General features: G+C 35.3%; 19 protein-coding genes. 14 read left to right on the top strand and 5 right to left on the bottom strand.

What is annotated here, in order from left to right:
• Nucleotides 1–90: 90 nt before the first annotated feature.
• Nucleotides 91–1044 (bottom strand): chemotaxis protein, encoded by a 954-nt coding sequence (locus tag XJ32_RS09590; RefSeq protein ID WP_005218562.1) that lies wholly within the window; start codon nucleotides 1042–1044, stop codon nucleotides 91–93.
• Nucleotides 1045–1182: 138 nt separating this feature from the next.
• Between XJ32_RS09590 and serS the strand changes: the two genes are divergently transcribed.
• The 4 genes from serS to XJ32_RS09610 all read left to right on the top strand — a co-directional run bounded on the left by serS (nucleotide 1183) and on the right by XJ32_RS09610 (nucleotide 6514).
• Nucleotides 1183–2478, top strand: coding sequence for a serine--tRNA ligase (gene serS / locus XJ32_RS09595; RefSeq protein ID WP_077389356.1), 1296 nt, complete (start codon nucleotides 1183–1185; stop codon nucleotides 2476–2478).
• 28 nt (nucleotides 2479–2506) lie between these two features.
• Nucleotides 2507–5062, top strand: a complete 2556-nt coding sequence (locus XJ32_RS09600; RefSeq protein WP_254422355.1) for a tetratricopeptide repeat protein — start codon at nucleotides 2507–2509, stop codon at nucleotides 5060–5062.
• Between the two features lie 10 nt (nucleotides 5063–5072).
• On the top strand, nucleotides 5073–5438 hold the full coding sequence (locus tag XJ32_RS09605) for a methionine-R-sulfoxide reductase (protein ID WP_077389358.1): 366 nt from the start codon (nucleotides 5073–5075) through the stop codon (nucleotides 5436–5438).
• A 260-nt stretch (nucleotides 5439–5698) separates the two neighbouring features.
• Nucleotides 5699–6514 carry a beta/alpha barrel domain-containing protein gene (locus XJ32_RS09610; RefSeq protein ID WP_077389360.1) on the top strand — a complete coding sequence of 272 codons (816 nt, stop codon included), beginning with the start codon at nucleotides 5699–5701 and terminating at the stop codon, nucleotides 6512–6514.
• A gap of 72 nt (nucleotides 6515–6586) precedes the next feature.
• Here XJ32_RS09610 and XJ32_RS09615 read toward each other — a convergent pair whose 3' ends face one another.
• Entirely contained in the window at nucleotides 6587–7087 is a 501-nt protein-coding gene (locus tag XJ32_RS09615; protein ID WP_005218572.1) for a peptidylprolyl isomerase, read from the bottom strand.
• Nucleotides 7088–7198: 111 nt separating this feature from the next.
• On the opposite strand from XJ32_RS09615, the gene XJ32_RS09620 reads away from it, so the two are divergent.
• From XJ32_RS09620 to XJ32_RS09650, 7 genes are all read left to right on the top strand, one after another.
• On the top strand, nucleotides 7199–8134 hold the full coding sequence (locus tag XJ32_RS09620) for a hypothetical protein (protein WP_020995700.1): 936 nt from the start codon (nucleotides 7199–7201) through the stop codon (nucleotides 8132–8134).
• Nucleotides 8135–8152: 18 nt separating this feature from the next.
• Nucleotides 8153–8350 carry a hypothetical protein gene (locus tag XJ32_RS09625; RefSeq protein WP_004087134.1) on the top strand — a complete coding sequence of 66 codons (198 nt, stop codon included), beginning with the start codon at nucleotides 8153–8155 and terminating at the stop codon, nucleotides 8348–8350.
• On the top strand, nucleotides 8313–9083 hold the full coding sequence (locus XJ32_RS09630; protein ID WP_077389362.1) for a tetratricopeptide repeat protein: 771 nt from the start codon (nucleotides 8313–8315) through the stop codon (nucleotides 9081–9083). Before XJ32_RS09625 ends, XJ32_RS09630 begins: the two co-directional genes overlap by 38 nt.
• Nucleotides 9084–9264: 181 nt before the next feature.
• A complete protein-coding gene (locus XJ32_RS09635) occupies nucleotides 9265–10542 on the top strand; it encodes a hydrogenase small subunit (RefSeq protein ID WP_077389364.1) in 1278 nt (425 codons plus the stop codon).
• 49 nt (nucleotides 10543–10591) lie between these two features.
• The gene (locus XJ32_RS09640) at nucleotides 10592–12355 is read left to right on the top strand and encodes a nickel-dependent hydrogenase large subunit (RefSeq protein ID WP_077389366.1); all 1764 of its coding nucleotides are present in this window, start codon (nucleotides 10592–10594) and stop codon (nucleotides 12353–12355) included.
• Between the two features lie 27 nt (nucleotides 12356–12382).
• Nucleotides 12383–13090, top strand: coding sequence for a Ni/Fe-hydrogenase, b-type cytochrome subunit (gene cybH / locus XJ32_RS09645; RefSeq protein WP_077389368.1), 708 nt, complete (start codon nucleotides 12383–12385; stop codon nucleotides 13088–13090).
• A gap of 15 nt (nucleotides 13091–13105) precedes the next feature.
• Nucleotides 13106–13645 carry a HyaD/HybD family hydrogenase maturation endopeptidase gene (locus tag XJ32_RS09650; RefSeq protein ID WP_005218586.1) on the top strand — a complete coding sequence of 180 codons (540 nt, stop codon included), beginning with the start codon at nucleotides 13106–13108 and terminating at the stop codon, nucleotides 13643–13645.
• Between the two features lie 553 nt (nucleotides 13646–14198).
• Here the strand turns inward: XJ32_RS09650 and XJ32_RS09655 are convergent.
• Nucleotides 14199–14474 carry a hypothetical protein gene (locus XJ32_RS09655; RefSeq protein WP_077389370.1) on the bottom strand — a complete coding sequence of 92 codons (276 nt, stop codon included), beginning with the start codon at nucleotides 14472–14474 and terminating at the stop codon, nucleotides 14199–14201.
• A gap of 205 nt (nucleotides 14475–14679) precedes the next feature.
• Between XJ32_RS09655 and XJ32_RS09660 the strand changes: the two genes are divergently transcribed.
• The 3 genes from XJ32_RS09660 to XJ32_RS09670 all read left to right on the top strand — a co-directional run bounded on the left by XJ32_RS09660 (nucleotide 14680) and on the right by XJ32_RS09670 (nucleotide 17423).
• Nucleotides 14680–15549 carry a DUF268 domain-containing protein gene (locus tag XJ32_RS09660; RefSeq protein ID WP_254422356.1) on the top strand — a complete coding sequence of 290 codons (870 nt, stop codon included), beginning with the start codon at nucleotides 14680–14682 and terminating at the stop codon, nucleotides 15547–15549.
• Between the two features lie 911 nt (nucleotides 15550–16460).
• Complete coding sequence (locus tag XJ32_RS09665; protein WP_005217906.1) at nucleotides 16461–16700, top strand: DUF2443 family protein; 240 nt, start codon at nucleotides 16461–16463, stop codon at nucleotides 16698–16700.
• 54 nt (nucleotides 16701–16754) lie between these two features.
• A complete protein-coding gene (locus XJ32_RS09670; RefSeq protein WP_077389373.1) occupies nucleotides 16755–17423 on the top strand; it encodes a hypothetical protein in 669 nt (222 codons plus the stop codon).
• A gap of 314 nt (nucleotides 17424–17737) precedes the next feature.
• Here the strand turns inward: XJ32_RS09670 and XJ32_RS09675 are convergent, their stop codons facing one another.
• Entirely contained in the window at nucleotides 17738–18010 is a 273-nt protein-coding gene (locus tag XJ32_RS09675) for a hypothetical protein (RefSeq protein WP_077389375.1), read from the bottom strand.
• Between the two features lie 122 nt (nucleotides 18011–18132).
• Nucleotides 18133–19590: a tetraacyldisaccharide 4'-kinase gene (locus XJ32_RS09680; protein WP_081398672.1), complete on the bottom strand. Its 1458-nt coding sequence runs from the start codon at nucleotides 19588–19590 to the stop codon at nucleotides 18133–18135.
• Between the last annotated feature and the right edge of the window lie 48 nt (nucleotides 19591–19638).

Genomic DNA, 19638 nt, shown 5'->3' on the forward strand with positions numbered 1-19638 from the left:
CTTTGAGAAATTTTGCTTTGCTAAAAACGACAAATAGATTTTAGAATCTAGATTTTACACATAATGCTTCTATCTCAAATTATAGTCAATCTAGATTTCAAGGGCTTCACGCAGGGCGTCTTCTATCTCTGCGGGGTTTGATTTTGTGATAAAAGCGTTTGCTTTTAGGCTTTGTGCTTTTTCAATATTAGAATCATTACTCATTGATGAATTCACAATTACAGGCATAGTCTTTGTATCTTCATGTTCTCGTATATGCTTTAAGACTTCAAAGCCTGAAATGAGTGGCATTTCAAGGTCAGTAATGACTGCCCCAACGGTTTTAGCAACACCCGGTGTGTAGAGATACTCAAGCAATGCTTTGCCATTTGGAAAGGTAAAATAGCGAAGTTGTAGTTTCTCCATAATGATTTGAAGTGATTTTTGTGCAGGTTTAGAATCTTCTGCTAACAATACAACCTTATCACTCTCAATTGCCTTTAATCCTTCAAGTTGCAATTCATGCGACATTTCTACTGATGGGAAAGCATCTACTACCATGCGTTCAACATCCATGATTTGCACTACCGCACCATCATCAAATTTTGTAGTAGCAGTAATCTTATTATTCCCATCAAAGCCATATTCACTACCTACAATTACAGAATCCCAGCTTCGCTGGATAATGCGTTTTACACTTAGGATTCTAAGTCCAACTGTGCATTGTGAAAAATTACACAAAATCACAAGATTTTTTTGACTTTGGATAGAGTATTCTTTTAAGTCTCGCTTTGGGTCTTGTGCGTTAAAGTAAAGCCATCTACGCATATCAACAAGCGGTATGCTCTCCCCTCTAACAGTTAGGAATCCAAGCACTATGCCCTCATTTTCCCCCGCAGTCTCTGTTAATTCCCCATCATAATAGATTATTTCGCGTATCTTAAAAACATTCATCGCATAAAGCTGAATGTCCTGCTCATTTTCAGTATCTTCTAGGGTAAAACAGAGAAATTGTGCTTCATTATTTAAATGGAGTGAAGTCGTTTTATCAATATTGCTTATCAAAACAAAGCTCCTAAACTTTTATTTTATTGCTGTTATTTTAACAAAAAAAATCTTTTATCAATACATTTTATATCATTATTTTGTTATAATTGCTTCTTTTATACATAAATATTCATAGTTGCTAAAAGGTATTTCTCAATGATTGATGTTAAACTTTTATTACAAGATTTTGACTATGTAGCACAGAATCTTGCCAATAGGAATGTAGAAAAAGCCATGCTTGATGTATTGAAAGAGAATGCAAATAAGTTAAAGCAACAAAAAAACATAGCAGAATCTATGCAGGCAGAACAAAACAAACTCTCAAAAGAATATGGCGAACTCATGCGAAAAAAAGCAGATTCTAATCTTTTGCAAAGTCATAAAGAAAACCTTGATACGCTAAAAAGAAAAGTGCAAGAAGAGGTTGCAAAGGTAGCCAAAGCAGAAGTAGCATTGCAAGAGATTTTACTTAAGATTCCAAACCTTTTAGATAAGAATACGCCCATAGGCACAGATGAAAACGATAATGTTGTGATTAGGCATGTTTTAGAGCCAAAAAAGTTTGATTTCACACCAAAAGAGCATTGGGAGCTTGCAGAGAAAAATAAATGGATTGACTTTGAAGCGGGGGTAAAACTTGCTAAAAGTCGTTTTTCTGTGTTGCGTGGAGAGGCTGCGAGGCTAAATCATGCTTTAATATCTTATATGCTTGATTTTAATTACAAAAATGGTTTTGAAGTATGCAGTGTGCCAGTCATTGTAAATGAAAGAGCTATGTTTGGGACCGGACAGCTTCCAAAATTTGCTGATGATATGTTTCATATAGAATCTATGAATGATGATATAAATGAAAGCGAAGATTCTAATAAGGGGCATAATCTCTATCTTATTTCTACTTCAGAGATTTCTCTCACAAATCTTTATCAAGATATGATTCTGGCTGAAAACGAGCTACCCATTATGATGACAGCATATACACCTTGCTTTAGAAAAGAGGCAGGCAGTGCAGGAAGGGATACGCGTGGCATTATAAGGCAGCATCAGTTTGATAAAGTCGAGCTTGTGGCAATCACCACACCAGAACAAAGTGAATCTATGCAGCAAAGAATGGTAGATAATGTATCAAAACTTTTAGAATCTTTAGAGTTACCACATAGGCTAGTGCAGCTTTGCAGTGGCGATATAGGCTTTTCTGCGACAAATACTATTGATTTAGAGGTATGGCTACCCGGGCAGAATTGCTATCGTGAGATTAGCTCTGTGTCAAATTGTGCGGATTTTCAAGCGCGTAGGGCTAAGATACGATACAAGAGGGCAGGTAAAAATACACTCACACATACGCTAAATGGCTCAAGCTTAGCAGTAGGCAGGACTCTTGTTGCTATTATGGAGAATTTTCAACAAGCTGATGGTAGCATTCAAATACCTAAAGTATTAGAAAAGTATCTTTAGATTCTATAGTTTATTTGGGGATTAGGGAATGGCAGAAGAGCAAAAAAAACCAGAAGATATAGCAGCAGAAGATCTAGCAACAGATGAAGTAAAAGATTCTAATAACACTGATGAGAATACAGAATCTAAACCTGAAGAAAAGAAGAAAAAACCAAGTGGCATTATGGCATTTTTCACGCCATTAGAAAACTTTGCTAGAGACAATGCTAAAGATATTCCGCTTATACGCAACATTGATGAAAAGCTAGGGGTAAAGACTAGACGCATTTTGCTTGTAGTATTGTTACTACTTTTTGTGCTATTGCTTGTTATGCTACTTGTAAGTGCTTTTAAACCAAAGCAAGATTCTGAAACAGAGCAGAGTGCTACTCAAAGCACACAGCAAGGTGGTGCGAATAATCAAGGCGGCGGTAGTGGTGGGGCTAATATACAAGAAGGAAGTAATGCTGAAAGTCAAGGTGGCGTTGTCTTGCCAAGCATTCCAGAAGTTACGACAAAGCCCCCAGTTGTAGATAATAAGAATCTTGAAAATATGATTCAAAAAGCAGATATGCTCTATAAAACAGGCGATAAACAAGAAGCCCTAATGTTATTTAATCAAATTGCTACTTACGCAAAGGCTATTGCAAACTACAATTTAGGCGTAATTAACGCTAAATCACAAGATTATCAAAAAAGTATTGAATATTATGATAAGGCTATTTCAGCAGGTGAAGATGTAGCATTAAGTGCGATTAATGCGGCAGTAAGTGCATTTAGATTAGGCGATATGGATAAATATCAATATTATATCAATATCGCAAATACCTATGCGAATCAAATCAGCAATCTCCCGCCATACGCCTATTCCTATGCACTCAATCAATACTATCAAGGGCAGTATTTTGAGGCACTATCACCGCTTAATCACGATACAAATACGCATTTTGACAAAGATAGCAAGAGACTAGCGGCAAAGCTTTATACCCTTTTTAACGACAATGTCCAAGCCTATAATAACCTAAAAGCAGTCGCAGAAAAGCAAGATGAACTTGCACTAGGGCAGCTATTAGCAAGACAGGGTAGTCTTAATGCGGCAAGGGCTCATGTGCATAACTATCTCATACAATATCCAAATGATTGGCATGCGAAAATGACTATGCAGCTTATCAACTTGAAGCTAGGTGATTTTATCGAAGCAGCAAGAATTATTGATGAGTTTGGTGGCGAGAAAAAAGAAAACGGTATTGTAAACCCCTATCCTATACAAGCTAGAGTTGCTCCAAATGTTTTCAATGTGCAGTTAGCCCAAGAAGAGTTTTGGAATAGGACTTTTGAGCATTCAAACCTTTTGACAAGTAAGATTCTATTCTATTATGCCCCTTATCGTGTGTTTAATGTGAATGAAGCATTAAGCATTATTTCAGATGGTGTGCTAGATTCTAAAATCAATTTAGGGAATCTCGAAGAAAGCCATGCGATATTAATAAAAGGTGCTACTATCTCAAATATTAATACAAGCATAGCTCAATCTTTGCGTAAGATTAATGAAAACGACTTACGCGGGGCTTTAGCAATGATTAAACATGATGTCGATGAGAATCCAAATCATGCTGTATTACACTATAATGCGGGGCTAATTTACGCACAAGTTGGCGACTTTGCTAATGCTTATAAGCACTTTTTGCGTGCCTATCACCTTGATATGACAGATGTGCAAGCAGGTGCTTTTGCTATGGTTACAGGTAAGCTTGTCTACAAGGATATAAGCACTTTGAATGTGAATCTAGGGCAAAGCATAGCAGATAGCAAAATGCCAAAAGAGCAACTCGTATTATTTAGTAAAATCAAAGAATGGGTAAATAACCCAACTGATATGGGCGTATATATACCTGAAGCGAATGAAAAAAGGGCAATGGCACTAGCCTTTCAGTCAATCAGTGCGATACACATGAGGGATACAAAAAATATTGTCGCTGGTTTTGAGCGGCTAAAATACTATCAATCAAATGATATTGTGTCAAATATCTTGCTTGATTTAGCAAGAAACTATGGCACAAATGTGAAGAATTCATCGCTTAATATGCAGTATCTCTTTAGAGAAGATAATATGAATCTAGACAATGTTTTCTATGGACCGAATCTAGCACGAGAGCTATATATCTATGTAGGCTTTATAACTGGGAATCTCGAGCGAGAAAAAAAGCTATTAAACTACAAGCTAAGCACACAGACAAAAAATCCAAATGGCTTACTACAAGCCTTAGGACTTTTAAATATCTATCAGCAAAACTTTGAAGAAAGCTATGCGATTTATGATAGGCTTATTAATGGTTTAAAAGAAGATGATAGCTATACGCGTTATTTGGGTGCTGTGGCAGCAATTGGGGCTGGACACAAGAATGCCGCAAGTCTTTTATTACAATTATCAAAAATGGATTCTAGTGTGAATTATGAAAGTCGCTATGCTTTAGGTGTGCTGTATCAAGAAGCAGAGAATTATAATGCAGCAGCACAGCATTATAATAGTATCGCAAATCATGGATTTAAATCAGAGTTTATTGATTTTACCATTGATGATTCAAAGGTGAATACCCCAAAATAAAGGGCTAAATATGAAAACATTAAGTGAGTTTGAAAAATATGTGCTTTTAGAGAAAGGCACAGAAGCCCCATTTAGCGGGGAATATAATGACTTTTTTGAAGATGGAATCTATGTATGCAAAATGTGTGAAATGCCTTTATTTACTTCAGATTCAAAATTTAGCGGACATTGTGGTTGGCCTAGCTTTGATTCTAGTATTGAAAATAATGTAAAAGAAGTGCTAGATAGAGATGGAGTGCGAACAGAGATTGTATGCAATCATTGCAACTCACATTTAGGACATGTTTTTAGAGGCGAGGGCTTCACCGCTAAAAACACACGCCATTGTGTTAATTCTGTATCGCTTATATTTATACCAAAAGAGAGTGTTAAATAACAAAAAACTAAGATTTTTTAGAATCCGCTCTTTGAATAGGTGGTAAGGCTGGGGTGTAAAAAAGGGCTTTAGAATCTAGCAAAGCTCTAAAAAATAAAAAAATAACACATTAAATATTTTTATAAATCTTTAGAATCCAATTCAAATGGGTGAGTGCAAGTGATATAGAAGCCGTATTTTAGAATCTTAAACTTTCTAAAATTATGCAAAAATCATAAAACTAGATTCTAAACTTTTGTATAAAACCTTAAGGGAAAAATATGAAACAAGATATTTCTTGTCAGCAAATGCTGTATATTATGCAGTATTTATCAAATAAAAAACAAATCATGCCAAAGGATATGCTTGGTCGCTCTCTTGCATATACTTGCTTTTTGCCGCGTTTATCAGACAAAACTTATCTCTATGAAAAGTTAAAGACAAATACACCCAAAAAAGCCCTATATACCAACACAGAAAAGCTATCTAAACTCATACAAACAAGCCGTTTAGACCATAGCGTAGAGTTTGATAAAGAGATTCTTTGCGTGATATTTAGCGATTTGGATAAACTTGCAAATAATGAGAGTGCGGATAGTATGGACTATTTAAGCGCAATAAGGCGATTATCCCCTGCTTTTGTTGTCCATGAAAGTGTATTTATTGATGAATATCAGATTCTAGAATCTACTATTAGTGGAGCAGATATGATTATACTCAATATCAAGCATTTACAAATATATTGTGAGATTTTACATGCTTTGGAATCTAATCCTATGCTACTAGATTCTAATATTGATGATATTGCTTCTGAAATAGCCCTAAACGCAGATTCTATAAAAAATCATTCTCTCACACATAGCATACAAACACATATAAATAAACTCATAGCCTTTGCATATAATCTTGGGATTATCCCTATTTTGCGTGTTATGGATACAAATGATTTAGAGATATTTCAGCAAATTGAGAATCTTCTTCATTGCTTTTATGCGACAAATGAGACTATAGAGGCATTACCCAAAGAGAGTATTACATTTGTAGATAGGAATATCGGAATAGAGAATCTTGTTGATATTCTTATTGCAAGTCAATAATGAAGCATATCTATTTCGCAAGATTCTATAAAAGCAAAAATAGATAGAATCTTTTATGCGATTTAAGAGAGTTTAAGCCTCTGGCATTTCAGCAACTACGCGGATACTCTTAATAATATCTCCTTGTTTTAGAGAATCTAAAACTTCATAGCTTGCCTTTTCATTTACTGGGATACGACCAAATGCGGTGTGTTCGCCATCTAAATGCGGTTGTGGCGCAAAACAGATAAAAAACTGACTGCCACCTGTATTTCTCCCCGCGTGAGCCATAGATAAAGTGCCACGATTATGCTTTGTTGGGTTATTTTCAAGCTCACACTTTATAGTATAGCCCGGACCACCTGTGCCATCGCCCTTTGGACAGCCACCTTGAGCCATAAAACCAGCTATTACGCGATGAAAATTCAAATCATCATAAAAGCCACTATTAGCAAGTGTAGCAAAGTTGCTTACTGCTTGTGGTGCATGTTCTGGAAAAAGCTTTATATACATAACACCCTTATTTGTTTCAACGATAGCATATTGCAATGTTTGTAACTCGTCTGCCAAAAGTTTATATTCTTTTAATCCCATTGTAAAATCCTTAAATTTCAGTGATTCAAAAGTTGAGATTCTAGCAACTTTGCCGGTAAATTTCAAGATTTAATGTTATAATTTAGGATTAAAAGTAAATTTGGAGTAGATATGTCGCTTCTTTTTTCACATGTTAAGTCTTTTATGTTGTTTTTTGTATTGTCTTGTTGCGTGTTAGTTTCGCCGCTTTATGCTGATGGATTTGGAGATTGCAATGATTTGTATGGCTGCATAGATGGTGGCACGACACAGATTCCACAATCAGGCGGTCAAAATAAAGGTGGGAATAAAAGTAGCAATTCAAATAAAGCCACACAGAACAAGCAAGGCACACAAGGCTATCAAGGCGGCTTCCTTGCAAGTGGGGCTATGCCTACACTTGGGGCTAGAAAAGGGAGCTTTTTATATTCTATTGCTTTACTTACTGCATTATTTGACAATGGCGTGCAAAAGCAGGGGTATGGAATCTTACTAAAAGATGGATATATCCTTGCTGCTGCGGATTTGATGAATGAAGATGGGGCGTATTTACGCAGTGTTATGGCAAAAATGCAAGATGATTCTAGTAAATCGCTTATGTGCTTTGCCATGCTTCGTTTGCGTGCAACAGATTCTAAGCTTTCATTGCTTAGGGCTGAAAACTACACAGATATTTATTGTAACACTCGCGAAGAAAGCTTTTATCATCAAAGAATTAATTTACATCATTTCACTCCAATTTATAAGGGAATGCTAAAAAACACAGTGCTTAGCCGTAAGGATAATGTATTATTTCCATTTGTAACAGAGAATAATGCCCTATTTTACAAATCTGCAAGTATCGCAAATATCCAAAAGCATAGTGCCATACATGGACTACCACTTTTTAATTCAGGTGGGCATTTTGTAGGATTTTTATATAGTATGAATGAGTCTAAAAAAAGGCGAAATGTGGTTGTATCAAGTGATGAAGTAAGAGATTTTGTCTGCGATGTAGCAAAAAGAAGATTGTTGCCTGCTAGCGATCTAACGCGTGCATGTGTGAAAAATAATACTGCGATAAAATAGTATTTCAAGGGGGAGATTGTGCTGTATTTATTGCTTATTGTTGTCATTGCAGTGCTTGTTCTTGTGCTACTTAACATGCAGCAGAACAATAAAAAATCAAGTAAAAATAAAGAAATAAATCTCATGCAATGTGTAAAATGTGGCGTATATATCACACAAGTAGATATGAAAAAAAAGAATGGTAAATGCTATTGCCATGAGTGCCTATCGCAATAAGTTTAAGTATATAAAGGTAGATTCTGTGCTGTATCGGTATTTGGTGGTATTTTTTTGCAATGTATTTGTTGCATTTGCAAACCCGTATATGCCACATAAAGCTAATAATATACAAAGGGTGCAACAAGATATTATGCCTTTATTGCAGCAATGCTCTAATGGGATAAAAGATTCATGTTCGCTATTGCTTAAGCAAGGTGTGCCAAGCGTGAATGAATGTGAAATACATGTATGTCATATCATAGGTGCTACGCTAAGTGCAAATGGAAGTGATAGGGAAGCAATACCCTATCTACAAAAGTCTTGTCAATCGAGTGAAAAGCTGGGTTGTTCTCTACTTGGATTACTTTATCAAATAAGTGGCAATATAGATGAAGCAGAAATTGCATATAACACTGCTTGTAATAATGCTGATGTGATAGGTTGCTATAATATGGGCGTATTGCAGTCTATGCGATCATCATCTAATGTGGGCGGACATGCGGCTTTACAATCTTTTACTAGAGCGTGTTCTATGCAGTATCCACAAGCTTGTTTTAATCTTGCCGTAGTCTATGCTAACTATAAAAAAGATTTTGCAAATGCACTATATTTTTTTCATATCGCATGTGATTATGGCATGATGGAATCTTGTAAAAATGTGAAATTATTAAAAGATTCTGGCATTACATTACCACCATTGCAAAAAAAACGCGGTTTGTATGTTAGGCTAGATTCTAAACAAAAGCAATAAAACTATTCATAATGCAAGCAGATTGATACACACAGAACACAGCCTTTCAAAGTTTTAGTTACATTCAGTTACATAAATGTATTGATTTTAGAATAAATACGCACATAATCTAAGAAAATATGTATTTTATTGTAAAATAACGACACTATAACTCCCAAAACTTTTCATTAAGGATACAATGATGAGCAAACATGAAACTACGCAGGGAATGTTGCATACTGATACTATGCTCTCAGATTCCATGCCACACGACACCGCAAATATCGCATTAGATTATAGTCAAAACCCAAAAGGTGATAATCTCACATTCCATACAAAACAATCGCTTTTTAAAAAGGTTAAAAAACGACTAGATAAGTTGGCGAAACTCCCTTCATTAAGAGAAGAAAAAAGCGGTAAAGATTTAAAAGAAGTCTTACAAGAAAAAGGTATTCAAAGAAGGGATTTTATGAAATGGGCAGCAGTTGTTACTGCATCAATTGGGCTGCCTGCTACTTTTGCACCTCTTACAGCTCGTGCCGCAGAGCTTGCTGATAGGGTGCCTATTATATGGTTACACATGGCAGAATGCACAGGTTGCAGTGAAAGTTTATTAAGAAGTGAAGATCCGGGTATTGATTCTATCATTTTTGATTATGTAAGCATGGAATACCATGAGACTATCATGGCGGCATCTGGGTATCAAGCGGAAAAAAGTTTAGAAGATGCGGTAAAAAAATATGATGGTCGCTATGTTATGATGGTAGAAGGTGGGATTCCAAAAGATACTGAATATTTCCTTACCATTGGTGCATCTGGCAGGACTGGTGCTGAAGAATGCAGGCATGTAGCAAAACATGCAGCAGCAATTTTTGCCATTGGAACATGCTCTAGCTTTGGTGGAGTGCAAGCGGCTGCACCAAATCCTACAAATGCACATCCTTTAAGCGATATTATTGACAAAAAAGTTATTAATGTTCCGGGTTGTCCGCCGAATGAAAAAAATATTGTAGGCACACTTATGCAGCACATTCTCTTTGGCGATATGGCACTTGATGCATTCCATAGACCAAAATGGGCTTATGGACATAGAATCCATGATTTATGTGAGAGAAGGGGTCGCTTTGATGCAGGTGAGTTTGTGCAGCATTTTGGCGATGAAAATGCAAAGAATGGTTACTGCTTGTATAAGGTTGGCTGTAAAGGTCCTTATACTTTCAATAACTGCTCAAAATTACGATTTAACTCACATACAAATTGGCCTATTGGTGCAGGACATGGTTGTATAGGCTGTAGTGAGCCGCATTTTTGGGATACGATGTCGCCATTTGAAGTGCCGCTTGGGAATCGCTATCAAACAGCCTTTAGAGGTGCTGGTGCTGATCACACAGCAGATAGGGTTGGTATGGTAATTTTGGGTGCAACAGCTATTGGTATTGCCGCACATGCAATGCTATCTGGTGCTATCAAGCCAAAGTAAGTTGTTTTGTAATCATAGAATCTTATAAATATCACCGAAAGGAAAGAATATGTCAAAAAGAGTTGTTGTTGATCCTATCACTAGAATTGAAGGGCATTTGCGGATTGAAGTTATTGTTGATGATAATAATGTGATTACAGACGCATTTTCTAGCTCTACGCTATGGCGTGGTTTAGAGACTATTATTAAAGGTAGAGATCCGCGAGATGCGGGTTTTATTGCAGGAAGAATCTGTGGTGTTTGCACCTATTCTCACTATAAGGCAGGTATTACTGCGGTTGAGAATGCTTTAGGCATTGAGATTCCATATAATGCAAAGCTTGTTCGCACACTTATGAATCTAGCCTTATTTTTCCACGATCATATCGTGCATTTTTATACATTGCATGGGCTTGATTGGTGCGATATTATCAGTGCTTTAAGTGCCGATCCTGCTAAGGCTGCGAAACTTGCATTTGAATATACAGATTCTCCAATTTCAGCAGGTGAAGATGAATTAAGAATGGTGCAAAAAAGGGTAAAAGATTTTGCAGCTAAAGGCTCCCTTGGACCTTTTGCAAATGGATATTGGGGGCATAAAACCTATCATCTAAGTCCAGAACAAAACCTTATTGTATTATCACATTATCTAAAACTACTTGAAATTCAAAGAGAAGCGGCAAAAATGATGGCTATCTTTGGTGCAAAACAACCGCACCCACAAAGCTTAACCGTTGGAGGTGTTACTTCCATTATGGATATTTTAGATCCATCAAGACTTGCTGAATATAAAGCAAAGTATGAAATGGTAGCAGACTTTATCAATCGCGCTTATTATCCAGATTTAATTATGGCGGGAATGGCGTATTCAACTGAGGCAAGTGTTTTAGCAGGTTGTAATCTAAAGAATTTCTTAAGTTTCCAAGAAATGCAGGTGGGACATAATGAATACCTGCTTGATAGCGGTTATGTGCTTGATGGTGATTTAAGCAAAGTGCATGATGTGAATCTTGACTTAATCGCAGAGGAAGTAACAAACTCTTGGTATAAATATGAAGGCAAGCATAGCAATGGAGAGCCAATCAGGCCAACAGATGCACTTCACCCTTATGATGGACAAACAACACCGGATTACACCGGCTTTAAAGATGGTGAAAGTATAGGTTTAAGTGGTAAGAATGAACGCACAAAACTTTTACAAACAGATTCTAAATATTCATGGATTAAATCGCCAAGATATGATGGTAAGCCTATGGAAGTTGGACCATTAGCAGCGGTTATTGTAGGCTATGCAAAAGGTAAAAATGAAGCCTTGCATAACGCGGTAGATGCGTTTTTAAAACGCACTGGCTTAAGCACAAGTCATTTATTCAGCACGCTAGGTCGCACAGCAGCTAGAGGGCTAGAAGCAAAAGTATTAGCAGATGAGGGACTAAAAGCATTTGATGAATTAGTAAGGAATCTTAAAGTAGATACTACGACTTGTGCGCCTTATATTATTGATAATAGCAAGTCTTATAAGGGTTGCTATATCGGTAATGTGCCAAGAGGAATGTTGAGCCATTGGGTGCGTATTGAAGAGGGCAAAGTAGCAAATTATCAAGCAGTTGTGCCTTCGACATGGAATGCAGGACCAAGAGATTCTAAAGGACAAAAAGGACCTTATGAGATGAGTCTTATTGGGACAAAGATTGCAGACTCAACACAGCCTTTAGAGATTATACGACATATCCACTCATTTGACCCATGTATTGCTTGTGCTGTGCATGTAATGGATACAAAAGGTAATGATCTTGGGGAATATAAAGTAGAACCGGCATTTGCAAGATTCTAAAAAGCATAGTTGGATTAAGGAGCTTTTATGGTAACACGAACAGAGATTGATACGGGTATTGCAAAAGAAATCCAACAGCATTTAGAATTTGGTGCAATGACTAGATTCTTACATTGGGTGCGTGCATTTATGATTGTTTTTTTGGTAGCAAGTGGATTTTATATTGCATATCCTTTCTTACAACCTGATGCAAGTGGTGAGCCAGTTATTTTCTTACAAGCATACAACAGAGCTTTTCATTGTATAGCTGGATTTGTATTGATTGCGGCTTCTATTTTTCGAGTGTATCTATTCTTTTTTGCACCATCAAGTAAGCCAGAACGCACATCGTTTTGGCAATTACTAAATCCACTTGTTTGGGCGAAGACTATTGGGGCATATCTTTTTATTGCAAAGCATCCGCACATTAAAGGTGCATACAATCCTTTGCAATTTACTACATACTTTGTATTAGGATTAGTAACCTTAATTATTTGTTTGACAGGTGTGAATCTTTATGCAAATGTCTATCATGATGGTTTGGGTGGCATTATGGGTGCATGTTTTAGCTGGGTAGATTCTGTATGTGGTGGATTAGCAAATGTTAGAGCGATACACCATATTGCTACATGGGTATTTATTGTATTTGTGCCAGTGCATATTTATCTTGTAATTTGGAATTCTGTGCGTTATCCAAACGGCGGTGCTGATGCAATGGTGAGCGGTATTCGCTATTCAGAAGAACAAAGAGTATAAAGAGAGATTTTTGTTTTGAATGTTTTAGTGCTTGGCATTGGCAATATTCTCTTTGGAGATGAGGGTATTGGCGTTCATTTATGTAACTATTTAAAAGTGAATTACACTTTTGATAGCAAAGAGCATACTATCACATTTGTTGATGGTGGCACATTAGCAAATATGCTGATTCCACTCATTGTGGAATACGATCATGTATTATTACTTGATTGTGTGAGCGTTGAAAATGCACAAATTGGTGATGTATATAGCTTTAGTTTTGACAAGATTCCATCATGTATTACTTGGGCTGGTAGTGCCCATGAAGTTGAGATGCTGCAAACACTTCATTTAACAAAAATGATGGGTGATTTACCGCAAGTGCATGTCATTGGTATTGTGCCGGAAGTAATTGGTGAAGACACTGCCTTTAGTCTTAGCGAATCTCTTTTAAGGGGTGCATTAACTATGGAGCAAAACGCTATTTCATACTTGGAAAATTTAGGCTTTCATATTAGCAAAACTAAGAATATACCATTGCAAGAGATAGCTAATAATTCATATAAAGGTTTTTAAGAAAATAAATCCCATTGTATGCTAGTTTGAGAAATTGTTGGTGATTTTAATTTCATAACTCGCAATTGTGTCTCAATATTTTTATATCCCACTTTATATTTTTACGCTATGCTTGAATTTTTATATGCTTTGATAGCAATATTTAAAGTAACTTGTTAAAAAATATCCCTATTTTCTTACTTTAAACTCCCCTAATACTTCATAAGGTTTCATAATAGTTGAAAGTGAAATTTTTGTATTTAATTAAAAATATATTAAAAATATAGATACCATATTAATTCTAGACCATTGTTAGAAAGCAGACTTCATCTAAATCTCACCCACAACAAGCATAGCTTCTACCAATAAAACAGAAATAAGCATACAATACATTTCGTAATTACAAGCATATATTGCGAAATACTCAAAATAGAATACAATCTAGGTTATGTAAATCACGCTAAGAACAAACATAAAAATGTATTAAGAGAGAGAGATAAGAAAATAGTGTGTGTTGAGAAATGCAGCATACTATTCTATGCCGCACTAATATCATGTTAAAAAATGGGAAAGATTACTTAGAAGCTTTATCCTGTGCTTCTGTTGCATTATCAGTAGCAGCTGGTGCTTCCGCTGGTTTTGCTTCTTCTGTGTTAGTAGCTTCTACAGCTTCTTTAGACTCGCCCTGTGCTTCTGTTGCATTATCAGTAGCAGCTGGTGCTTCCGCTGGTTTTGCTTCTTCTTGTGCAGCTGGTGCTTGTGCAGGTGCTTTTTCTTCCTTTTTGTCATCGCATGCAACAAATAATGTTGCTAAACCTGTGATAACTGCCATTGCTAAAAACTTTTTCATAATGAAACTCCTAGAATAAAAATGTGAGACACATTATAGCATAGATTCTAAGAAATTTTAAAATATTTTTTATTTTATGGTTTTATCAAAATGAGAATTTCAACATGCTTGGAAAATAGGCAATCCAAGAAATATTTTATACTTAGACTATCATCATTTAGACAATTTTACTACAATAGCACAAATTTAATTTGGAGATTCTCATATGAAACGAAAAACAATTCCACAAAGGATAAAACGCGAGATATTACGACCCTTCCGCAGAATGATTGACAAAGAATGGGGGGGGGGGGGTAACCACCCCTTTATGAGCGATGAGGAAATCACTCAAGACAAACAGCTATACACCCAACTAAATAAAGATTCTCGCTTTATACTCGATCCGAAACATGATTATATTTGCCGACATGACAAGTATGCTAAAAATGGTGATATAGGGGATTCATCATATTTTATCCAAGATATTTGGGGAGCACGAAAAGTGTTAGAAAATAAGCCGAGTATGCACTATGATGTTGGCTCGTCTGTGGTTGGTTTTATCGCGCATTTGCTTGCACAAGGACAGAAAATCACTCTCATTGACATTAGACCGATGGACAATAACTTTGACACAAACTTTTTGAATCAAAAAGGTGGCATTTCATATATTCAAGCCAACGCTACACTCTTAGAAAATATTGCTGATAACTCCTTAGAATCAATTTCTGCATTGTGTAGTGTGGAGCATTTTGGATTAGGGCGATATGGTGATCCTATCGAACCAGATGCTTGGGAAAAGGCTTTGAGGGCTTTTCAAAGGGTATTAAAACCCGGTGGCAAGCTATATTTTAGTGTGCCTGTGGGGCAGATTGATAAAGTGTGTTTTAACGCACACAGGGTGTATCGACCACAAACCATTATTGATGTATTAGATGAAATGCAGATACTTGAAATGGGCTATATTAGCACACTTGATGTTGTAGAATGTATGAAATGGCAAAAAGATCATTTAGAGATTTATCAAAGCAGTCTTGATTCCATACCAGAATATCAAAATAATGGGAATACAGGATTGTTTGAATTTATTAAAAAATAATTCAGCTAAAATATAGCAAATATTCTTAATGATACACCACAGGTTCTAAGAGTATCTTATTGAATGGAATGTTAATGCTTAATACCCGCTTGTATTTACCTATGACTTTCATTTAAAGAAGAAATGCTGTATCATAGATTTGTAGAATCTAAATACAGCATTGATAGATACAGGGCATAGAAACCAGATTTTAACATCCATTCAGAGCCTTAAAGATTACGATGTTACTAACTTTTGTAGCAAATAGGCTTGATTTAGTTGAACAATGTAAATAATCGTTATGAAATCCAAGTCAAAGCGTACAAAATGTTGCGGATTGTATGGAAAAACACAAGCAATCTTTCATGTATAAAACCATTCGACATAGGCAAGACCGATAATACCATAAATAAGGCAAGGCAATACCGCTAAAATTAGAAAAATTATAAAGATTGATAGCCTTACAACTTGCTATGGCTATAAGCTATTTATTTTAGCAGTTATTACAATGATGTAAAAAAAGAATTGTGAGTTTAAACATCACATTAAACAATGAAGTAATCTTTAGAGTGAGATTTCAAAACATCCTATGAAAACAACAACCTGTCTTTCACAAACACCACTGTAATGCTATGCGAAATACATGATACCTGCGATGACTTTAGAGGAGAATGTAAACATAATTTTAGAAATTTAGCCCGCTGCTTTCATATCTCATGAAATCTAGCTTTCCGTATAAGTTTGAAACAATGCGATTTTTTAGAAACTATAACTCTAACTCGGCAGTTAAAAACAATTAACTTTTACCATATCCCTATCATACCGAATGAATAACACAATATTAATTATGATATATTTTCATAGTGCTTATATGCAATATTTATTTGACAAAAACTTGTTACAATAATGCAAAGTTTCTTAAAGGGGAAAATATGTTTGAACGCATTAATCAAATCATAAAAAACATTGAAAATATTCAAGATGAGATTACGATCGCATTAAATATGGCAAAGATTAGCCTTGAGGATTACATTATGATTAAACGCGGTAGTTTGGATATGCCAGAGCATTTAAATATGAGTTTGTTTGCAGCAGTTGATGAACAAGTTATGGCACTAAAAAAAGAAATTGATGTATTGAATAAATTGAAAAAAGAATGGTTCGTGTATTAATTATTATATTTTTCTAAAGTTCTTAATTTCAAAATAATGGGATAGCGGATTATTATGAAGCTCATAGAGATTCTATATTCACTGCTTATTGTAAGCATACTTGCTTCAAGTGCTTGGTTTGCCTATTCTTTTTCTCTGCCAAATAATACAAGGGCAGCTCTCACTACGCTTTATGCGATAAAACATACAAGAATGTTATCTTTAATCGATCACTCAAAATTAGGCTACATAGGATTTGGTGATATTTATTCGTTTGCTCGTGTAGATTCTAAACGATTGTTGCAAAATAATGCACCTTTTTATTGGCAACTGCAATTTCATACAAGTGGGATTTATACAAAAAATAGTCTGTCAATTTACAGGGATACGCCGCGTTTTGCAAATACGACTGACTTTGATAAGCGTCCCCTTGCAGGCGATATTGTCGCATTGCATATTGGCACGACACAATGTTTGAGCGGTTATAACAACACAAATATCACAGGATTTTGCAAGGATAATGCACTTTTTGACTTTAGACTGCATGAAAGCACAAGATTGCAAACTTTAACACTGCAACCCCCTACTACTTGTCAAGAAAGAGATACTTTTCGCTTTTATTTTGATGAATTTAGCAAAGTATTATGCGGACAGAGACTACATACACCAAATAGCTTACAAAGGATTCTTGTGGGCAATATGATGATATTTATTGAGCCAAAAACTGGATATGCTTTTTTGTAGTTTAATGCACCAATATTATGTCTAGTAAAATCTGCAAGGCTATTATTGTCTGATGATAACTTTTATGTGATAGATTCCATAAGGTCTTATTGATGTATTCATGGGTAAAATACAGGATTAGAATCTATTTTACATTAGCTAATCCTTATGTATGCATAATAATTAAGTACCCCTATCTTAATTTGCAAATATGAAGTATTTATGATTTATGCTCAAAAAAACCTCTCAACCATCTCACCCTAATATTAAATATATATATTGACTATACTATGCGTTTCGTCCATAAATATAGGCATTAAGCAACATCATAGCAATCATTCACAAACTCTCTGCCACTCATATTGCCTTGTAGATTCATTATATACTTGTGCTTGATGGCATGAAGTTGTGCCTAAAGGTGGAAGTTGTGGAGATTCTAAAGGTTCTAGACTCGGTGGAGGGATAGGGCATACTCTGGGTGTGCATACAGGACGAACTTCATAGGTATTACTGCATATTGCTTCTACATTGCCATTTACACAAAGACAATCGCATTTTGCATATAAGCAACTAAACACAAAGATACTGGATAATAATACTATTCTCATAAAAACCCCTTAAAATATCGATCTATAATAAGTATCAGGTGCAACAAACCAAAAATCCCATTTTATAATATTTTTTATAATGTTACCCTTTAACTCCACACTAAAATATATGATTTTAGATTCTAGCCTTGCTTTGCAAAAAAAGATTCTATACTTTTTAAAGCACTAGATTCTATCTTTATATCAAGCATAAGCAGAGCAAAAGGTAGATTAAAATCTAGACATTTTACATAATCTTTTTGTGTCATTAAAATATGTGTTGCATGATATTTTTCTAAAAGTGTCTTTAAAATATTAAAGTCAAACTCCGCATGGTCAGCTAAGTAGTATTCATATACAATATTTTCTGGTAAATAGGGCTTTAGGCGACTAGGATTTGCTATTGCAGTAGCTAGGATATATGTAGATTCTGCATGAGAGTCTTGTGCTATGGTGTTTATGGAATCTGTTGCTATGTTATTGTTAAAATCTGTTGTGGTATCGTTTTTAGAATCTTGTATGGAATCCTTTGTAAAATTGTGCTTAAAATCTTGTGCTAATTCATGTTTGGAATCTTGTATGAAGTCGTTTTTATACTCTTGTGCTAAATTGCCTTTAGAATCTTGTTTAAAATCTTTTACATGCGATATACTCACACTTCGTTTATAATCTCTATCTTCTTTTAAATGTAAATCACATTTTTTATAAAAAGATTCTGGAAAGCGGTAATATCCACTCGGCAACACAAAGGGAAAATAAGGCTTTAGCTTTGGCTCTAATAAAATATCAAATTTATTAAAATTAAACCTATACGCATCATCTAGTATCACTATGCTATGTTTAGAATCTTTTGTTTGTATGTATTCTAGTGCTTTTATGCGGCTTTCACTCACTATCACACTAGCTTTTGTTTGCATGGCAATAAGCATGGCTTCATCGCCACTTTGTGCTACATTGACTAATATCTCTCCATTACTGCTTACTTGTATTAAGCCTTTAGATTTTCGCTTATAGCCCCGCAATACCACATAAATATCTGTGTATCCTTTTATTTGTAGATAGTTTGTTAATGCAATGCAAAAAGGCGTTTTACCACTCCCACCACTCACAAGATTGCCTATGCTTAGAATCTTTATATCAAATATTCTTTTTTTTGTAAAGCACTTTTTATACAGCGTAATAAGGGCATATATACATGAAAATGGCAGCAAGGCAAAAGCTAGAATCTTATGCCAAAAACTTGGATAGAAGAAATAAGATTCTATAAAGCCCATTTTGTTTGTGCTAGATTCTGTAGTTTTGCTCTGTTTCGTATTGCATTCTGTATTTGTATTTACCAAAGATTCTGTATTCATATTAGACTTCACAGAATCTTTAGAATCTTTCTCTAACCTCGCTTCATTGAATTCTATTTTCAAACTCGATTTTATTGTGATATTAGAATCTATAGAATCTTTTTTGATATTTGTTGGTGCTGATTTAGTTTCTATTTGTTTTACTTCCTTGCTAGATTTCATATTCTTAGATTTTATAGAATCTTTAGAATCTCTCTCTTCGCTAGATTTCATGCTTTCCCCATCATGTTTAATATCCATTTGCATAAACTTCCCCTTAATTTTGACCAATTGTAGCACTTTTACAAAAGACAA

Origin of the sequence: Helicobacter bilis, from assembly GCF_001999985.1 — a bacterium.
GTDB classification, from domain to species: Bacteria; Campylobacterota; Campylobacteria; order Campylobacterales; family Helicobacteraceae; genus Helicobacter_A; species Helicobacter_A rappini.

Coding starts and splice junctions, on each gene's coding strand:
- XJ32_RS09610 (WP_077389360.1), top strand. CDS start 5,699: ATGAAACAAGATATTTCTTGTCAGCAAATGCTGTATATTATGCAGTAT.
- XJ32_RS09665 (WP_005217906.1), top strand. CDS start 16,461: ATGTTTGAACGCATTAATCAAATCATAAAAAACATTGAAAATATTCAA.
- XJ32_RS09660 (WP_254422356.1), top strand. CDS start 14,680: ATGAAACGAAAAACAATTCCACAAAGGATAAAACGCGAGATATTACGA.
- cybH (WP_077389368.1), top strand. CDS start 12,383: ATGGTAACACGAACAGAGATTGATACGGGTATTGCAAAAGAAATCCAA.
- XJ32_RS09655 (WP_077389370.1), bottom strand. CDS start 14,474: ATGAAAAAGTTTTTAGCAATGGCAGTTATCACAGGTTTAGCAACATTA.
- XJ32_RS09640 (WP_077389366.1), top strand. CDS start 10,592: ATGTCAAAAAGAGTTGTTGTTGATCCTATCACTAGAATTGAAGGGCAT.
- XJ32_RS09670 (WP_077389373.1), top strand. CDS start 16,755: ATGAAGCTCATAGAGATTCTATATTCACTGCTTATTGTAAGCATACTT.
- XJ32_RS09630 (WP_077389362.1), top strand. CDS start 8,313: ATGGTAAATGCTATTGCCATGAGTGCCTATCGCAATAAGTTTAAGTAT.
- XJ32_RS09620 (WP_020995700.1), top strand. CDS start 7,199: ATGTCGCTTCTTTTTTCACATGTTAAGTCTTTTATGTTGTTTTTTGTA.
- XJ32_RS09605 (WP_077389358.1), top strand. CDS start 5,073: ATGAAAACATTAAGTGAGTTTGAAAAATATGTGCTTTTAGAGAAAGGC.
- XJ32_RS09675 (WP_077389375.1), bottom strand. CDS start 18,010: ATGAGAATAGTATTATTATCCAGTATCTTTGTGTTTAGTTGCTTATAT.
- XJ32_RS09635 (WP_077389364.1), top strand. CDS start 9,265: ATGAGCAAACATGAAACTACGCAGGGAATGTTGCATACTGATACTATG.
- XJ32_RS09680 (WP_081398672.1), bottom strand. CDS start 19,590: ATGCAAATGGATATTAAACATGATGGGGAAAGCATGAAATCTAGCGAA.
- serS (WP_077389356.1), top strand. CDS start 1,183: ATGATTGATGTTAAACTTTTATTACAAGATTTTGACTATGTAGCACAG.
- XJ32_RS09615 (WP_005218572.1), bottom strand. CDS start 7,087: ATGGGATTAAAAGAATATAAACTTTTGGCAGACGAGTTACAAACATTG.
- XJ32_RS09600 (WP_254422355.1), top strand. CDS start 2,507: ATGGCAGAAGAGCAAAAAAAACCAGAAGATATAGCAGCAGAAGATCTA.